This is a genomic window from Pseudomonas sp. S06B 330 (genome assembly GCF_002845275.2).
Classification (GTDB): domain Bacteria; phylum Pseudomonadota; class Gammaproteobacteria; order Pseudomonadales; family Pseudomonadaceae; genus Aquipseudomonas.
Genome location: NZ_CP088149.1, coordinates 3,272,794 through 3,290,682, shown reverse-complemented (window position 1 = coordinate 3,290,682; position 17,889 = coordinate 3,272,794). Strand labels below are relative to the sequence as shown.

Annotated in this window: 14 protein-coding genes; 2 read left to right on the top strand and 12 right to left on the bottom strand. The window is 60.8% G+C overall.

The window, feature by feature from the left end:
• Window positions 1-417 carry a DUF6691 family protein gene (locus CX511_RS14600; RefSeq protein ID WP_101292285.1) on the top strand — a complete coding sequence of 139 codons (417 nt, stop codon included), beginning with the start codon at window positions 1-3 and terminating at the stop codon, window positions 415-417.
• 129 nt (window positions 418-546) lie between these two features.
• Here the strand turns inward: CX511_RS14600 and CX511_RS14595 are convergent, their stop codons facing one another.
• The 8 genes from CX511_RS14595 to CX511_RS14560 form a co-directional block, all read right to left on the bottom strand.
• Window positions 547-1,143 carry a cytochrome c3 family protein gene (locus CX511_RS14595; protein WP_045186022.1) on the bottom strand — a complete coding sequence of 199 codons (597 nt, stop codon included), beginning with the start codon at window positions 1,141-1,143 and terminating at the stop codon, window positions 547-549.
• A gap of 9 nt (window positions 1,144-1,152) precedes the next feature.
• Entirely contained in the window at window positions 1,153-1,638 is a 486-nt protein-coding gene (locus tag CX511_RS14590; RefSeq protein ID WP_045186024.1) for a nitrate reductase cytochrome c-type subunit, read from the bottom strand.
• Window positions 1,639-1,649: 11 nt separating this feature from the next.
• On the bottom strand, window positions 1,650-4,154 hold the full coding sequence (napA, locus tag CX511_RS14585; RefSeq protein WP_101292286.1) for a nitrate reductase catalytic subunit NapA: 2,505 nt from the start codon (window positions 4,152-4,154) through the stop codon (window positions 1,650-1,652).
• The gene (locus CX511_RS14580) at window positions 4,151-4,411 is read right to left on the bottom strand and encodes a chaperone NapD (protein ID WP_045186028.1); all 261 of its coding nucleotides are present in this window, start codon (window positions 4,409-4,411) and stop codon (window positions 4,151-4,153) included. The genes napA and CX511_RS14580 overlap by 4 nt, the downstream gene beginning before the upstream one ends.
• Before the next feature lie 33 nt (window positions 4,412-4,444).
• Window positions 4,445-4,612: a periplasmic nitrate reductase, NapE protein gene (gene napE, locus CX511_RS14575; protein ID WP_045186030.1), complete on the bottom strand. Its 168-nt coding sequence runs from the start codon at window positions 4,610-4,612 to the stop codon at window positions 4,445-4,447.
• Between the two features lie 165 nt (window positions 4,613-4,777).
• Window positions 4,778-5,698, bottom strand: coding sequence for an alpha/beta hydrolase (locus tag CX511_RS14570; RefSeq protein WP_045186032.1), 921 nt, complete (start codon window positions 5,696-5,698; stop codon window positions 4,778-4,780).
• A 144-nt stretch (window positions 5,699-5,842) separates the two neighbouring features.
• The gene (locus tag CX511_RS14565; RefSeq protein ID WP_045186034.1) at window positions 5,843-6,064 is read right to left on the bottom strand and encodes a hypothetical protein; all 222 of its coding nucleotides are present in this window, start codon (window positions 6,062-6,064) and stop codon (window positions 5,843-5,845) included.
• Window positions 6,065-6,165: 101 nt separating this feature from the next.
• Complete coding sequence (locus CX511_RS14560; RefSeq protein ID WP_101292287.1) at window positions 6,166-10,320, bottom strand: autotransporter outer membrane beta-barrel domain-containing protein; 4,155 nt, start codon at window positions 10,318-10,320, stop codon at window positions 6,166-6,168.
• Window positions 10,321-10,473: 153 nt separating this feature from the next.
• On the opposite strand from CX511_RS14560, the gene CX511_RS14555 reads away from it, so the two are divergent.
• Window positions 10,474-12,156 (top strand): response regulator, encoded by a 1,683-nt coding sequence (locus CX511_RS14555; RefSeq protein WP_101292288.1) that lies wholly within the window; start codon window positions 10,474-10,476, stop codon window positions 12,154-12,156.
• A gap of 5 nt (window positions 12,157-12,161) precedes the next feature.
• Here the strand turns inward: CX511_RS14555 and CX511_RS14550 are convergent, their stop codons facing one another.
• From CX511_RS14550 to CX511_RS14535, 4 genes are read right to left on the bottom strand one after another with little or no spacing between them, the layout of a single operon-like run.
• Window positions 12,162-14,258, bottom strand: coding sequence for a site-2 protease family protein (locus tag CX511_RS14550; RefSeq protein WP_045186153.1), 2,097 nt, complete (start codon window positions 14,256-14,258; stop codon window positions 12,162-12,164).
• A complete protein-coding gene (locus CX511_RS14545; protein WP_045186036.1) occupies window positions 14,258-15,598 on the bottom strand; it encodes an efflux RND transporter periplasmic adaptor subunit in 1,341 nt (446 codons plus the stop codon). The genes CX511_RS14550 and CX511_RS14545 overlap by 1 nt, the downstream gene beginning before the upstream one ends.
• Window positions 15,591-16,358 carry an efflux RND transporter periplasmic adaptor subunit gene (locus CX511_RS14540; protein WP_101292289.1) on the bottom strand — a complete coding sequence of 256 codons (768 nt, stop codon included), beginning with the start codon at window positions 16,356-16,358 and terminating at the stop codon, window positions 15,591-15,593. The genes CX511_RS14545 and CX511_RS14540 overlap by 8 nt, the downstream gene beginning before the upstream one ends.
• Window positions 16,342-17,874, bottom strand: a complete 1,533-nt coding sequence (locus tag CX511_RS14535) for a TolC family protein (protein WP_045186040.1) — start codon at window positions 17,872-17,874, stop codon at window positions 16,342-16,344. The genes CX511_RS14540 and CX511_RS14535 overlap by 17 nt, the downstream gene beginning before the upstream one ends.
• Between the last annotated feature and the right edge of the window lie 15 nt (window positions 17,875-17,889).

Here is a 17,889-nt window from a genome sequence, read left to right as displayed (position 1 = left end):
ATGCGTGGCTTGATGGCATTGGTTGCGGGCGTGTTGTTCGGCCTTGGTTTGCTGCTGGCCGGCATGGCTGACCCGGTCAAGGTTCTGGGTTTTCTGGATCTGGCCGGTCATTGGGATCCGTCTTTGGGCTTGGTGATGGTTGGCGCCATTAGCGCTGCGCTGATTCCCATGCAGTGGAGTACCCGGCACACACGCACATTGCTTGGTTTGTCGATGCATATGCCGGTGACGCGTGAAGTGGATCGGCGCTTAATCTTTGGCAGTCTGATATTCGGCGTGGGCTGGGGGATTGCCGGGATTTGCCCTGGGCCTTCATTGGTGCTGGTGTTGAGCGGCAATTGGCAGATATTGTTGTTTGTCCTGGCAATGCTGGCAGGTATGGGGTTGTTCGGTGTGCTGGAAAAACACCGGCCGTAGCCGCTGCCGGCAGGCTGCGATTGGGCGCGAAGCGGCCATGAAACCTGAATACATGCATTGCCCCGGTTGCGACTGCTTTGCAGTCGATCGCAGCCTCGTGCCTGGGCAGCGGCTACCAGATCAAGACTATTACCAGCCTTTCACCCCATGCATATCTGGCAACCTGTGAGCGATCCCCTTGTGGCAATCAATACAGGTCGCTTCGCCTTTGGCCAGCGAGGTCGAATGCATGGCTGCGGCGCGCTTGCTCTGGCGGGTAAAGTCCATGAATTCGAAGTTGTGACAGTTACGGCACTCGCGTGAGTCATTGGCCTTGAGCCGGGCCCATTCATGTTCGGCCAGTTCACGGCGCAGGGCGACGAACTTGTCGCGGGTATCAATGGTGCCGAAAATCTTGCCCCAGACTTCCTTGGAGGCCTGCATCTTGCGCGCGATCTTGTGCGTCCATTCATGAGGGACGTGGCAGTCCGGGCAACTGGCGCGCACGCCAGAACGGTTGGTGTAGTGAATGGTCTCCTTGAGCTCGACGAACACGTTGTCGCGCATTTCATGACAGGACACGCAGAACTTCTCGGTGTTGGTCAGCTCCAGGGCGGTGTTGAAACCGCCCCAGAAAATGATCCCGGCAATGAAACCGCCCAGGGTCAGAAAGCCCAGGCTGAAATAAACACTCGGTCGACAGAGGATGCCCCAGTATTCCTTAAGCAGGGCGAACAGTGCTTTCATGGCGCCTCCTCAGGGTTTCTGCGCAGCGTTGGCGTCGTCTTGCAGGATCTTGTCGATGGTCTCGAAGGTATTGCCCACCAGCGGTTTCACTTCTTTTTGCGGTACATGGCACTGATTGCAGAAGTAGCGCCGTGGCGAGACGGCGGCCAGGGCCTGGCCGTCGCGGTCCATGTAGTGGGTAATGCTGATCATCGTCGCCTGGCTGCGTGGGCTGTTGGCGCGACTGTGACACGACAGGCATTTATTGCCGTTCATGTCGATCTGATAGCCGCGAATGCTGTGAGGGATGGTCGGCGGCTGGTCAGGGTAGTTGCGCTCGCGCTTGAGGTCCTTGTTTTCGTCGTTGGCCAACGGCGGTGCCGGCATGCTCTGGGTGATCATGCCGCCGGGCCTGCGCCCGTCGGGCCCCGGGGCATCGAGCGGATAGTCGACTTCTGCGGCGATCACCACGCCAATAGTTGCAAACAGTAGCAACGGCAGGATGCGAAAGGGCATGATGGATCTCCTCAGGCCACGCTGATCAGCTCGATTCGTATGGCGCATTTCTTGTAGTCGGTCTGCTTGGAGATCGGGTCGGTGGCATCCAGCGTGACCTTGTTGATCAGCTTGTTGGCATCGAAGAACGGCACGAACACCAACCCTTGCGGTGGCTTGTTACGCCCGCGGGTCTCGATCCGTGCGCGAATTTCGCCACGTCGGCTGATCAGTTTCACTTCGCTGCCGCGCCGCGCATTCAAGGCTTTGGCATCGTCGGGGTGCATGTACACCAAGGCATCGGGCACAGCCTTGTACAGCTCTTCGACCCTTTGGGTCATGCTGCCGGTGTGCCAGTGTTCAAGCACTCGCCCGGTGCTCAGCCAGAATGGGTAGTCGGCATCCGGGGCTTCGGCTGGCGGCTCGTAGGGCAGGGCGAAGATGATTGCTTTCTTGTCCGGATAGCCATAGAACTGCACGCCGGTGCCTGCCTGGACATACGGGTCAAGGCCCTCGCGGTAACGCCAGCGGGTCTCCTTGCCATCGACCACCGGCCAACGCAGTCCGCGTTCCTGGTGGTATTGATCAAACGCGGCCAGGTCATGGCCATGGCCGCGGCCAAACTGGGCGTATTCTTCGAACAGGCCTTTTTGCAAGTAAAAGCCAAAGGCGTTGGCTTCATCGTTTTTGTAGCCAGCTTCCAGTTGCTCGAGCGGGAACTGATCGACCTGGCCGTTTTTGAACAGCACCTCATACAGGGTCTTGCCCTTGTACTCGGGGGCCTTGGCCAGCAACTCGGCGGGCCAGGTTTCATCGGTGGTAAAGCGCTTGGAAAACTCCACCAGTTGCCACAAGTCGGACTTGGCATCCCCAGGCGCGCTGACCAATTGGTGCCAGAACTGGGTGCGACGCTCGGCATTGCCAAAGGCGCCTTCCTTTTCTACCCACATGGCGCTGGGCAGGATCAGGTCGGCGGCTTGCGCCGAGACAGTGGGGTACACATCCGAGACGATCACGAAGTTCTCAGGCTTGCGCCACCCCGGCAGTACCTCCTGCATGATGTTCGGACCTGCATGCATGTTGTTGCTGCATTGAGTCCAGTACACGTTGAGTACGCCGTCTTTGAGCATACGGCTCTGTTGCACCGCGTGAAAACCGACCTTTTCCTCGATGGTACCTGCCGGCAGCTTCCAGATTTTTTCTGCCGTGGCGCGATGCTTGGGATTGGTCACTACCAGGTCAGCGGGTAAGCGGTGGGAAAAGGTCCCGACTTCGCGGGCGGTACCGCAAGCAGAGGGTTGGCCGGTGAGCGAGAACGGGCTGTTACCCGGTTCGCTGATCTTGCCGGTGAGCAAATGGATGTTGTAGATCAGGTTGTTGGCCCAGACCCCACGGGTATGCTGGTTAAAGCCCATGGTCCAGAACGACACCACTTTGCGCTTGGGGTCGGCATACAGCTCGGCCAGGGCCTTGAGGCGCTCAGCCGGCACCCCGGACTCCTGTGCGGTGCGCTCCAGGGTGTACGGCCTGACAAAGGCGGCGAACTGGTCAAAATCGATGTCGCTCCAGGTATTGGCTTTGTCGGCGTTCTTGGCCCGGGTCTCGAGTGGATTGTCCGGGCGCAGGCCGTAGCCGATGTCGTCGGCGCCTTGGGCAAAGCGGGTGTGCTTGCTGATGAAGTCTTTGTTGACCGCGCCGCTTTCGATGATGTGATTGGCGATGTAGTTGAGGATCAACAGGTCGGTCTGTGGCTTGAACACCATGGGAATGTCGGCCAGCTCGAAGCTGCGGTGCTCGAAGGTCGACAGCACCGCGACCTTGACCTGCGGCTGACTCAGGCGCCGGTCGGTGACTCGGCTCCAGAGAATCGGGTGCATCTCGGCCATGTTCGAGCCCCAGAGCACGAAGGCGTCGGTGGCTTCGATGTCGTCGTAGCAGCCCATCGGTTCGTCCATGCCGAAGGTGCGCATAAAGCCCATCACCGCTGAGGCCATGCAGTGGCGGGCGTTGGGGTCGATGTTGTTGCTGCGAAAGCCTGCTTTCATCAGTTTGTTGGCGGCATAGCCTTCCCAGACCGTCCATTGCCCTGAACCAAACATGCCGACGGCACTCGGGCCTTTGCTCTTCAAGGCCTCCTTGAACTTGGCCTCCATGATGTCGAAGGCCTTTTCCCAACTGATCGGCTGGAACTCGCCTTGTTTGTCGTACTGACCGTTTTTCATGCGCAGCAGCGGCTGGGTCAGGCGGTCGTTGCCGTACATGATCTTCGACAGGAAGTAGCCCTTGACGCAGTTCAGGCCGCGGTTGACCTCGGCTTTGACGTCACCATGGGTGGCCACCACCTTGTTGTCGCGGGTGGCGACCATCACGCTGCAACCGGTGCCACAGAAACGGCAGGGCGCCTTGTTCCAGTCCAGGGTGACCATGTCCGCTTCAGTGATCAGGTTACTGGCGGTGGTGTAGATCGGCAGGCCGGCCGCCGCGGCAGCAATGGCGGCAGCCTGGGCTTTGGCGAATTCACGGCGGGTCATGCTCATTCGATCTCTCCTGCGGTGTCGAGGAGTTCGTGGTAGATCAACGCCGCATTGAGTACGCCCGGCAAATTGTTGATCTGGTCGATGCGTTGCAAAATCTGATTTTCATCGTGGGTTTCGAGAACCACCACCAACTTTCCGGCGGCGCTTTGTTGATGCAACTCGAGGCCTTCAAGCAGGCGCAAGTTGGCTTTCACCGCATCAAGTAATTCTGGGCGGGCAAGTACGACAAGGCTGGCAATATGTAGCGTGTGGTTCATGCGCGGGCTCCAAGAGATACGGTCAAAGGCCTATCAGTTGGGCGGCCCAGGCGGGCCATAGAGCATTTGCAAGAACCAGATGATGAACCCGTAGCCACCAACGATAGCCACTGAGAGCAGGGGGAACAGGCAGGCGACAAGGAAGATGAACAAGAGCGCTTCCTTGCGACGCACAGGTTTTGGTTCTTCAGCCGATGGCATGTGAACGCTCTCCAGGCAGACTTGGATTGAGCGTAGATCACGGCATAAAAGTGTTTACGTCATTACAACGTAATTAGACCAGCGGCTTGTTGAATAAGGTCCAGCGTAGCGATAACGTTGAGCCCCTTGTAAGTGCTAATAAGAACAATAAGACTTATTTATTGCCTAAGCGGGCGCCGCCGCTACTTGGGAAGGTTTGCTTCGCAGCAGGGCATCGATGGCCTGGCGGTAACGCTGGCCGCCCAGGCTCATGCTGTTGTTGTGGGTAGCGCCGGGCACCAGCAGGAGGGTCTTGGGCTGCTGCGCGGCTTCGAACAGTTGTTTGCTGAAGCGTGGCGGTACAAAGCGATCGTTCAGGCCGTGCACCAACAGCAACGGCATACCGATATCAGCAATCTTGTCGAGGGAGTCGAACTTTTGCGACAACAGCCAACGTACCGGCAGTGAGGTATTGGACACTGCCGTTGCGACATCGCCCAGCGAGGTAAAGGTCGACTCAAGGATCAAGCCGCGGGCCGGCACCGGGCGGTGGTGCTGTTGTGCCTGCTGCGCCAGTTGCGCGGCCAGCTCAACGGCCACCGCACCGCCTAGCGAATGACCATAGATCAGCCGTTTGCTGGGGTTCGGCTGCAGTTGCGTCAAGCGTTCCCACGCCACGCGCGCATCTTCATACACCGTTGCTTCGGACGGCAGGTTTCCGCGACTCTTGCCGAACCCCCGATAGTCGATGGCCAGTACCGCATAGCCTTGGTTGTGCAATTGCTGGATACGGAACAACTGGCCAGTGAGGTTCCAGCGCACGCCATGCAGATACAGAATGGTCGGCGCATCGGCCCGTTTTGCAGGCCACCACCAGGCATGGATGTTCTGATCGCCCTTGAAGGTCGTGGGGCGCAATTCGAGTTCTTGAATACCGCTGGGCAGGCCGCGGTACCAACTGGCAACACCCGGTTCAATGCGAAAGACCAATTGCCGTTCTTTATGCTCAAGCACCGTGCAGCCCACCGGCACGCCGATAACCACGGTGGCCAGCGCCAGCCATTGCAGCCAGCGAAGGCGAGGTCGTTTCAATAGGGAGGTTGTCATCCGCGACGTCGTGGCCTGAGCACAAAGACGCGTTTTACCAGAAGCGCCGCACAGGCAGAACTGAAATCGTCTGTACGGCGCTGTAATTTAGATTACAAATTGTTGGACGGTCGGCAGCGTTCAGAGCGAAAGGAACGGGGGCCTTCATGCCTGTGGCCGGGGTTGCACCATGGGCGCTGAACGGGCGCGCAGCTGATTTTGTAGCGCCTCGTTGATGGCCACCAGCTTGGCGATGTTCTGCCGCGCTTTAACCAGTTCCTGGTTAAGGTACTCGGTTTCATTGGTCATCAACACGGCCTGGTGCCGCCACATTTCGATCAGGGTCGGTGAGGCGATGTCGCCGAAGTCATCGTCATGAGTTGTCATGGTAAGGCCTCGATAGCTGTATGCATATACAGTAACTGATTGTTGGCGACTTGCGCCAGCCCCGCCGACGAACTGCATGCCGGCTCCCACACCAGATGCACCTAGAACTTGACCTTGATCCCCAGCATCCCTTCGTAGCCGTGGCTGTCGTTATCCAGGCCTTTCTCATAGCCGGCGTTGACGTGGATCGTGGTTTTCTCGCTGACTTGATAGTCCACGCCCAGGTTCACCTCCGTCCAAGTACCGCCCATGTCAGTGGTAAAAGGTACAAAACCATCGTTGGAGGAGAACTCGGTTTTCGGCTGGCCCTTGAACTCGTGCCAGATGCTTGGGCGAACCCAGACGTTGGTACGGTGCAGTTTGCCCTTGTCGTCCTCACGGAACATGTCCTTGTCGATCCGTACTCCCAGGCGCCCGGTCAGCGAGTCGACATCTTCGAAGCGCACGTTAGCACCCGCGTCGTGAGCATCATCGATCTTGACTTTGGTGACGATCACTTGCGCTTGCGGTTCGATCTTCAGTGATTCGTCCTTGTTCAGCTTGAATGGGTAACCGGCCTCCAACGAAGCGGTGATGCCTTTGCCTTTGGTGTTGAAGCGTGGCAGGTCTTGCGGGTGAGCCTGGATATCGAAGTGGTTGAATTGCAGCACGCCATCCAGGTACCAGCCGGCAGGACCGTAGTGAGTCCAGTAGCCCCCCAGGCCTGTGGCGCGGACCTTGCTGTCGCCCGCTGAACTGCCATCGGTGTGTTCGATATCACCAGTGATTTTGCCAGCCGACAGCGAGATCCCGGCTTGATCGGTGCTGCCATCGGTGTCTTCGTTGTGGTACAGGTCGATACCGACCTGGAAGGCGTGCTGGCTGTAGTCATAGCCGCCGCCATTGCCCAGGTCCTGTTCGCCCTGGCCATAGATCAAACGGCCCCAGCCCAGCGAGGGACCGTAGTCGCTTTGCGCGTCGACCGGGAGCGGGTCGACTGCGTTGCGAACTTCTTCACCCATCCGCTCGTGCAGGGTGTCGACCAGCATGCGGCTGTAGCGCAGGGTCATGCCAGGGATCGCGCTGTACAGCGAAGTTTCCGGGCGGTAGTTCGGCACCTGAGGTGCAGGACTTGGGTCGTTGTCGACAGGCTTAGGTGTTGGGTCGACAGGTTTTGGATCGACTGGCTTCGGATCAACCGGTTTTGGATCGACAGGTGTTGGGTCGACAGGTTTTGGATCAACCGGTTTTGGATCGACAGGTTTCGGGTCCACTGGTTTTGGATCAACAGGATCGGGATCAACCGGTTTCGGGTCGACCGGATCGGGGTCAACAGGTTTGGCGTCTTTGGTCGAACGCAGGTACCAGGCTTGGGTGTTGCTATCGTCAAGGCTGGCGCGGTGCAGGGTGTATTCATAAGGGCCGGCCTTGACCCGGCTGAGCAGTCTGAAGGCTTGTTCCTCGGTAGTCCCGCCGTTTTTGGCATCGACCACCTGAATGCCGTTACCTTTGGTCAAGGCGCCAGGGCCGCCGGCGTTCTTGATCTGCAGGTTGCTGCTGCCAGTGGCCTTGCCGCCGTCAATCACCAGTTTGTCTGACGGTGATTGGTCGTCGTACAGGTAGGTGTTGAGGGCGATGGTGCCGTTGTTGCCATGGTACTGATTGGCCGTGAGGGTTTTGTATTTTCCGCCAGTTGGGGCGCTGAAGTCGATCAGGCTGTTGGCGTTGCTCAGGGTGCTCAGGTTGGAGTCATCGGTGAGGTGCCACAGGCTGGTGTCGCTCATGCTCAGGTTTGAGGTGCTGCCTTGCGCGGTAAGGGCGGAACCGGTGACCAGGGAGCTGGCCAGGTTGATATTGGCCAGGCCCGGCTCAGTTGCACCGGCATCGACCTGCAGCCATTGGCCGCTGCCGCTGGTGATCACATCCTCAAAGTCGATGTCACCCACACCGGCCACCGCTACGGTGGCGCCGTGCTGGTTGTGCAGCACGCTGCCGCTCAGGTCGACCTGGCTGATGTCGGTGCTGTCGCCTTGCAGGCGCAGGGCCGAAGCGTCGTTGCCCGCGGCGCTCACGGTCGACTGTGCTGCACTGAGCTGGCCACCGTCCCTGACCAACATGCCATGGGCCTGATCGCCGGTGGCAATCACACTGGCCTGCTTGAGGGTTGCCGCGCTTGGCGCGTTGCTGACCAGCACGCCGTGGGCACCGACACCGCTGGTGCTGGCAACGCTGTTCTCGGCCAGCAGTTCACCGCCGCGCTCGGCCTGCAGGCCGACGGCGTTATCGCCGTGGGTGCGGACGCTGGAGTCCTTGAGGCTCAGGGTGGCGGTCTGGTCGGGTTTGAAGTTACGGCTGACACGAGCGCCGCTGGCATTGGCGCCAAAGGTCTCAACGGTAACGCTATTGGCCTCCAGAGCGACATTGCCGGGTTTTGGTGTGCCGATGCCAGCGTACAGGCCCAGGGAACGGTCGCCTTCGGTGCGCACCGATACGCCATTGAGCTGCATGCTGCCGCCGTCATCCACGGCCGCGCCATAGGCCTGCTGGCCGGTGGTCAGCAGGTGGGTGCCGTTGGCGATCAGCAGCGCGCCTTCATTACGCGAGGCCAGGGCATGCGGGAAGGTCAGGTTGGACGGTACCGGTGAGCCGTCGCCGCTAGTGGTCACGGTGCCGCCATTGAGAATCACCGTGGAGTTCTGGTTGGCCACCACGCCCATGGCATTGTCGTTACCTGCGGTGTAGACGTTGACGTTGTCGGCAGTGATCGTTGCGTTACCGGCGCTGATCGCGGTGGAGTAATCACCCAGGGTGCTGACGCTGCCATTGGTGATCTTGATATCAGCACCGTTGCCTGCGCTAACGCCGTAGCTGGTTTTCGGCGAAGTGCTCACTGTGCTGTCACGCATCACCAAGGTCGAGCCAGCCCCGTCGACCAACACACCGGGCGACCAAGGGCCTGCGGCGATGGCGCCCACGGCAAACGTGCTGTTAGTCACCTGGGCCTGAGCGCCGCCGCTGATGTTCAGGCCAATGGAGCGGGCTCCGAGTACCGAGATATCGCTGTTGGACACCTGAGCCTGGGCGCCTGGGCCTTCGACAGACACACCGTGGCCGTACATGCCCTGGGTGGCCAGCGTACTGTTGTCGATCAACAAGCTGCCACCGGTCATGGCCCGGGCAGCGGCAGCGGGATTGATCAGGTTACCGGCACCGTTGACACTGACCGTGCTGTCTTTGAGCGAAACGTTGGCGGCTTCGGCGCGTACACCGCCAACGTGGTTGCCGGTGGCCGTGACGTTCAGCCCACTGGCGTTGATCTGCGAGCCATCCAGCGCATGCAGCACCGCCGTAGTGGTGGTGCTGGTTGCCGCGTTGGTGGTGTTGAAGGTGCTGTCGGTCAGGGTGATTTCACTAGCGCCTTCGGCACGGGCACCGCTGGCCGAGGCACCACTGGTGTTGACGGTGACGTCAGTGGCGCTGATGCGGCTGGCACCTTCGGCTTTGAGGCCGTGGCTGATGGTGGTACCACTGGCCGCGCCCGTGCTGGTGACGGTAGTGCCATTGCTCAGGACGATGCTGGCACCGTCTTTGGCGTGCACAGCGACGGAGCCCTTGGCCAGGGTGCTGATATCACCACCGCTGAAGTTGATAAGGCTGCCTGCCGCCGTTGCCAGTAGGCCAACATTGTTGCTGCCAGCCAGGCCGCCCATGGTGACTGTACTCTCTGTCAGGCTGACCTCACCGCCGTTTTGCGCGCTCACGCCGGTCATGTTGTTGGCGGTCAAAGCAGCGCCTGCGGCGGTTTTTGGCACCATTTCGATGGTCACGCCGCTGCCGCTGATCTTGCCACTCTCTACCGCCAACACGCCTTTCTGGCCATTGGCGGTAGCGCCGGTCACGGCGCTGTTGAGCACAGAACCTTGTTCGAAGCTGATCTGGACCCCGGCGTTGGCCTTAACCCCGATGGAGTTGGCTGCGCGCAGGAGCACGCTGGAACTGTCTGCAGCACCGCTGCTGATACCCACGCCAGCAGCCACGGTGACCGAGATAGGTGCAGGTACGCCAAGCAGCCCGAGCAGGGCGAAGCGGCCAATGTTCAAGCCCGCTTCAGAGGGGCGTGGCTCTTCCATAAGTTCGACGGTTATTTCTGCTTCCTCTGCTTGCGCATCCATGATCGGCAGGTAACTCAGGCTACCCAGAATCAGACTGATCGCCAGGGCCAGACGGTTGTGAGCCAGGTGGTCCAGAGGCAGTGCACACAAGGTGTTATGTTTCATGACAACCTCCAACGAATGTAGTGTTGGAAGTGTCTGCCTAGGCAGGGAAGTGCTCTGTAGGAGTCGCCTTAGCCGCTTGTAGGAGGTTCGCTGAAGGCTGCGCTGGTCTAGGCTTGTTTTTCAGGCCTGCATTGGTCCAAAAGGAGCGGTCCCATGAGCCGGGTAATGATCGTCGAGCCGTTGCCGTTGCTGCGTCTGGCCATTGGCCAGGTAGTGGAACGCCTCGGCCATCAGGTAGTAGCCCAGGTGGACAATGGTCAGGATGCGCTGCTGCACGCCCGTAGTGATTCACCGCAGTTGGTGGTGCTTGAACTGGCTATTGCCGGTCTCGGCGGGTTGGACTTGATCCGTCGCTTGAAGCTGCGCGACCCGGCATTGCAACTGTTGGTCTACACCGGGCAAAGCAGCAGTCATTTCGCACGCTTGTGCATGCAGGCCGGGGCGGATGGTTTTGTCAGCAAGCAGGATGAACCGGTCGAGCTGGAGCGGGCATTGAACGCGGTGGCGCACGGGCGTCGCTATTTCCCTCGCGAGCCTGGGAATGTGCAGGTTGCGATGGGCGGCAATGAGCTGGACGCCCTGTCGGCGCGGGAGCTGACGGTGCTGGGGTTGATCGGTGAGGGGCGCTCCAATCAGGCCATCGCCGAACAGCTGTCGATCAGTTACAAGACCGTCAGCACCTACAAAACCCGGTTACAGGAAAAGCTCCAGGTCGACTCGCGCCTGGGCCTGGCGGACATCGCTCATCGCAATGGCATCGGCCTGTCGGCTGTGAGTACCCAGGTCGAGCCCGCCCAGCTGGCGCAAACCCAACCGGACCCGGCACAGCAAGCACTGTTGCGGGCACTGCTGGATTCCTCACCCAATCCGATGTATGTCCGTGACCGTCAGGGCCGCTTGCTGTTGTGCAACCAGCCCTTTCTGACGCTGCACCATACCTCCCTGGAACGGGTGTTGGGTGAACGTGTAGAGGATATGTTCTGGTTCAGTGCCGAACAGGGCCGTACCTACCAGGCCCGTTACGAGGCCAGTGTCGAAAAAGGTGAGGCGTATACCTCCCAGGGCAGTGTCGATTGGTTGGGGGAGTTGCACTATCTGCAACACTGGTCTGAACCCTGGCGCGATGCCAACGGCACCGTGCAGGGTATGGTCGGCAGCTTTGAAGACCTGACCGACCGACACATTTTACTGGGTCAGTTACGCGACGCCCACGAACACGCCCAGGCCAGGTACCGCGAGGCCACCCATTTTGCCCGTGTGCTGCATGCCGACCTCGACGAGCCGCTGCAGCGTCTGAAGGCAGGCCTCGACTTTGCGCGCCTGACGGTGCCTGGCCAAGTTGCCCTGCAGCGCTTGAGCCAACGCATGGCGCAGCTGGAGCGCCTGGTCAACTTGAGTCTGCAGCGTCCGCCACTGGTGCCGGTGCAGCTGGATATTGTTGAGTGGGTCAGTGCCCGACTTGATGCGTTCAACGCGCAACTGAGCAAAGGCGCCGCCGTACCGACGCTGGCGCTGGAAGGGGTGAGTGCCAAGCAGTTATGGATCGATGCCGAACGACTGGGCGCGTTGTTCGACAGCCTGCTACAACGCCTCAGTGAAGAGGCCAGCCAAGCGCCGCTGCGCATCAGCCTGGCCACCCGGATGCAGCTCAGTGGCGTAGTCACCTTTAATCTGGCAATCACCCTCTGCCAGCCCCTGGCGCATCACCAGGGTATTGCCTTGCAGTTTTGCCGACGCCTGGCGCAGTCGATGGAAGGCAGTTTTCGGGATGTCCACGAGAACGGTGAAACCGCGTTTCTGATCGAACTCGAATGCCCGGCGGCCCTGCCGGGTTGAGTGCCTCAGAAGCCGCTCTCACGCAGAAGCACCGCCGCGACATGGATAAATCCCTCGCCCAGCAAGCTGCGGCGCTCACCGGTTATCTGCAACCTGCCACGAGTTTCACGCAGGGCTGGCGGGGCCCCGTCGAGCTGGACCAGAACATGAAACAACGGCGGTGTTGGCAGCAGTTCCTTGCCGCGACTGGCAACCGTCAATGGCCCGCCGAATCGTGATGCGAGCATGGCGTGGTGCAACTGACTGACTCGGGTACTGCCGATGGCCAGCACTTTGCCGTTGATGGGGGTGGGTTGCCCTTCGGGGTAGAAGCGCACTGCGGCGCCTTGTACCAAGTGTTGCACCTCATCCTGGTCGACATAGGCATCCACTTGCCAACGGCTGGGGTCGACGAGGATGCCAATGGCCTCGCGGCTGTTGATCCACTGGCCGGGTTGCCTGCTCGGGTCCAGGTCCAACCATTGGCCGCTGAACGGTGCCTGCAAGGTCAAACGGGCGATTTCCGAGCGTGCGGCACGTGCTTCTTCGAACTGCACGTTGAGGCGCTGACGGGTAGCAATGGCCTGGTCAGCGCCTGCGGGGTCAGCGATCAGCCCGCCGAGCCGGGCCTGATAACTTTTGGCACTGGCCTCGCTGCTGGATAAACGTGACGCGATATCCGGTTCATCGAGGGTCACCAGGGCTGCGCCTGCTGTTACTGAACCAGCTGGATGCAGGGCCTGCAGGCGGGCCGGGTAGGGGGCGAAGACCCGCAATTGATGCTCGGCACGGGCCACGCCCAAGGCCTGGACCTGGGTGCGCCAGGGTACGGCCAACAGCAGCAGTACCAATCCGGCGACCAGCCACCAGCGCTGCCGGTGTTTTCTGCTGATGCCTTCGCGGTGGCTCCACCAGTACTTGAGCTCACGCCACACCGGCATGACGATGAACCAGGCAACTTCCACGGCAAACAGGAAAATCCCCAGTAGCTTGAAGAACAGCAGGTACACCGCCACGGCAATTCCCAGGAACAGCACCAGGCGATAGACCCAGGTGACCATTGCGAACGCCACCAGCGCCCGACGCTTGTTGGCAGGGAATGACTCTGGCCACTCTTCGTCCAGGCCCAGCAGCACCCGGCGCAGGGTGACGCGCGCCAACGCCGAGGAGCGTTCGTGCAAATTGGGGAAGTCGAGCAGGTCGGAGAGAATGAAGTAGCCGTCAAAGCGCATGAAAGGGCTGGCGTTGAGTGCCAGGGACAGCACCCAGCTGGTGGTGGCCAGGTAGAGCAGGGCGTTGCGTAATGGCCCAGGGTCCGACAAAGCCCAGCCGAGAGTGGCAAGGCCGGCCAAGGCCAGTTCGGTGATGATGCCCGCTGAAGCGATCACCAGGCGCTGTCTGGAACTGCGCAGTTTCCAGCTCTCGCCGGTATCGGTGTAGAGCATCGGCCACATCACTACGAAGGCGATGCCCATGTGGCCCACGCGCAGCCCCAGGCGGGTAGCCACCAGGGCATGGCCGAGCTCGTGCAGGGTCTTGGCCAGTGCCAGCGCGATGGCGAAGCTGACCAGGCCGGAGGCAGAAAACGACTCGACCACAGCCGTGGTGAAGGTATCCCACTGCTGCAGGACCAGGAGCACACCTGTGATCCCCAGCAGCAACACAACGATGCCGGTCAGGGGCTGGAACAGCCAGTCAAGTTTCTGTGCCAGCCGCTGCAAATGTTGTTGCGGGCGCAGCAGCGGCACGCGAAAGAATAGGTAGTGGTGCAGCCACCAGCGCCAGCTTAGCCATGCATTGTCCTGGCTGCGCGCAGCCAGTCGGGCCAAGGCTTCGTGACCGGGGCGCACGAGTTGATGGTTTTCCAGGAACTGGCGAAATTCGACGATTTGTTCGACGTCCGGGCGCAGCGGTGTTTCGGCATGGATGGCCTTGCAGATTTCAGTGGGCGTGCGCTCCCAGCGCAACAGGCACTCGAACTCGAGCCAGCCGATACGAAAGAAACGGTTGAGCACGGTATCGTGAATCACCCAAGCCGGTTCGCCATTGCTGTCCGGCGCGGTCTCCAGCAAGCGCAGGTCGTCGCGCAGCGGCGGTGGCGACAACTCGGCCGGATTGGCGATCATAATCCACTCCATGCCCGCAGCGCGGCAAAAGGCCTGCGCAGCAGGTAGTAGCCCAATACCACACGTTCGCCGAACAGGCGCGCGGTGCCGTGCAGGCCAAGGCGTGCATGTTCAGGTTGGCCGTCAATGCTGGCGAGCAGGCGGTAAGCGACCACGCCTTCTTCGCTGGCCTGCGCCTGGTAACTGGTTTCCAGCACTTGCCCCTTCAGTGGGGTCAAGGGGTAGGCGGTGAGGAATAAGGTGACTTCGGCGCCCGGCTCCAGGGCAATGGCATCGGCCACCGGTAACTGGATCAGCATGGCCGGTTGCTTGGGGTCGGCGATCAACACAATACGTTCGCCAGTGGAAACCGGTTTGCCCAGCCAGTCATTGGGATCACTATAGACCGCCACACCGGCCCGCGGCGCGCGCACTTGAGTGCGCTGCAATTGTGCTTTGACCGCCGCGAGTTCCGCTCGACGTTGTTGTACCCGGCCATTCAACAGGGTCAATTCGCTTTTGCTTTGGGAGTTGTCGAACGCCCGCTGGCTGGCAGCCATGAGTTCAGCATCGGCCACCGCCACTTCCTTGCTGAGGACATCGGCGCGGCTGTTCAGGGTGGTTTCATCGAGACTGAACAGCGGTGTGCCTTTTTCCACCGGCTGATTGGGGCGCACGTGCATGCTCTGGATCACGCCATCAATCGGCGAGCTGATGATCATCGTCTGGCGCGAGACAATCTCGGCCGGCGCCAGCGCGGTCTGCCTGACGGGTACCAGCAATAAGGCGACCAGCACTGCCAAGGTCAGCAGCAATTGACGCTTGCTCGGCCGCCAGCGGGTCAGTCGACGTTGCTTGGTAAAGCCCGCCCAGCAGTGAGCCCAAGTTCGCCATAAGCCTTCGAACAAGGGTTGCAGTGATTGCGCTGGCGCGGCATCGAGCAGGAACAGCACCAGGCCCAGGCGCTTGCCGTCGCGATCATGTAATGGAATACACCACAGGCCATGTGGCCACCATTCGGCCCAACCTTCTTCGATGTCCGCTGGTGGGGTCACAGCGTCCCGCGCCAGCCAGTACGCTTGATCGTTTTCCAGCTGGGTTGCAATCCAGTGCACCGCACGCTGCAGCCAGACCAGGTAGGGCGAATCTTCAGTGGGACGGGCCAGGCCCGACACGCAGAGCAGCTCCAGGCTCTGGCCCTGTTGTTGGAACACTAGCGCCTGGTGATACTGCAACAGCGGGTAAGGGTCATTGGCGATCGAGAAACCCAAGGCATTGAGCGAGTCGGTGGCCAGGGCGCGGTCGCGCAGGGCTGCGATGGCCAGCAGCAGCTGCGGGTGCGGTAGCGGCTCAGTCATTGGCGCGGGGGAAGCGGGCGGTACCACTCATGCCGGCGATCAGCTCTGGATGGGCGGCGTCCAGCCGGGCTTCCAGCTCCACGGTTTGGGCGACGGCGTCGACCCGGGCATTGATGGCGCTGACACGCGCAGGGTAGACCTTGCCGGTTTCGAGGATATCGACCTCCAGTGCCTGGTTGTCCTTGAGCTGCGGTAACAGGTTCGAAGGTACGTTCAGGCGCACTTTCAGCGCGCCATCACTGACCAGGTCGAACAGCGGCGTACCGCCTGCCACAGTCTGGAATGGTTTGGCATGGACCTTGGCGACACGCCCGGCAAACGGTGCTTGCACCACGCAGTAGCCACTCTGCGCCTGGGCCAGGGCACGGGCACCGTCGGCTTTTTGCAGTTCGGTGTTGGCCATGGCCACTTCCAGGTCACCGACGGCATCGAGTTTGCGCAGGTTGCGCTTGGCGTCGAGGTTCTGCCGGGCCATGGTCAGTTCTGCGGCGGCAACCCGTGCGCGTGCCTGGGCTTCGGCGCAGTTGAAGCGGGCCAGCACGGCGCCCTTGGCCACGGTCTGACCAAGCGCCGCGTTGAACTCGCCGAGGGTGCCACTCATTTGACTGGAAAGGGTGGTTTCCAGGCTTGCCACCAACAGTACGCGGATGGTGCCGGGTTGGTCGGGGTTAACGACCGGCTCGCTGTCAGCGGCCAGGGCTGGGGTAAGCAACAGGGACAGTATCACGGCGAGCAAACGGCGCTCAGGGCTGTATGGCATTCGGCGTTCCTTGCGTGCTGACAAGAAGGTTGCTGCGTTCCTGATCATCCAGGGTCCGTTGGATTTCCCGAGCCAGGGTCTGGATGTCGTGCTTTTCAATTTCCTTGGGCAGGGTGTCCAGGCCCACTGAGTTGTACAGCCGCCCCCAGGCCGCCTGGGCACTGGAGTAGGCAGCCTCGCGCTGGTAACGCGAGAGCAGGTAACGGCCTTCGGCGCGAATCACCTCCAGCTCTGAGCCATAGGAAGTGGTTCGTGCTGCTTCAGCGTAGTTCAACAAGCTCTGGTCTACCTGCAGGCTCTGGTCGGCAAATTCGACTTCCTGACGGGCCAACTGATACCGCAAGGTGCCGACCCGCACCTGGGTCAGAATCGCCATGGACAACGCCACCCGGCGCATGTCGTCGGTCTGCGTCTGGGATTCGGCCGCGCGGTTGAGCGAGGGCAACTGAAGCAGACGTAACAAGTTCATCGACACCTGCAGGCTGGTATCGGTCCAATCGCTGTTGTAGAGGTATTTGTTGGAGTCGTACTTGTAGCCGAAATCCAGGCTTACATTGGGCCACAGCTGGGCTTTGGCGATCTTCAGATCATTCTCGTTGACCCGTTTGCGATACCACTCTTCCATGATTTCCGGGCGGTTCTTCAGCGATAGCTGCTCAAGCTGGTCGATGTTCTGCGCCATGTGCGGCAGGCTCGGTTCGACCTCATCGGCCAGCACCATGCGTGAGCCCGGTGGCAGCGACATCAGCGCCGACAGTTCGGCGCGAGCAAACTCCAGATCCTGACGTCGCACGGTCAGCAGGTAAATGGAGTCGAGCAGGGCACGCTGGTAGGCGAGGATCTCCTGGCGCGGCAACAAGCCCTTGCTCTCGGCCTGGCGTGCCGAGAGCAGGGCTTGATGGGTGCGCACCAGCAGACGGTCGACATGGGGCATCAGGCGTTGGGCGCTGAGCGCGCGCCAATAGGCATTGCGCACATCCTGCAGAACGTTCTGCGCCACTTTGCGTCGACGTTCCTCGGCCATGAGGATCTGGTCGGTTTTCTGTTGGGTGCGGAAGTAGGCCACACCAAAATCCAGCAGGCTCCAGCTCAAACCCAGCCCATAGAGCTCGCGATAGCGCTCTTCGGAAGTGGAGGCACGCAAGCTTTCCTGGCGGTCCTCAATACCGATGGAGGTACCGCCGGAGTCGTTGTTGCGCCCGGCATAACCGGCCGACGCGACCAGACGCGGCAGCATCTCGTGGCTGGAAACGTCGCGCAGGTCACTGGCCAGTGCGCTCTCCATCAATTTGAGGCGGTAGTCGAGGTTGTACTTCAGGGCCCGCGCCGCAGCTTCGTAGAAGGTGATGGGTTTGCTGACAGGCTCTTGATTGGCATACATCTGGGTCTGGTCGTGGATAATCCGCTGGCGGGCTTCATCCTCGCTGTAGGGCTGCGGCTTGGTCGCCGAGCACGCGGCCAACAACAGGGTGGAGGCGATGGCCGAACTGAGCAACGTCTGGGGCAGTCTTGGCATGGTCTGTCCTGGGTC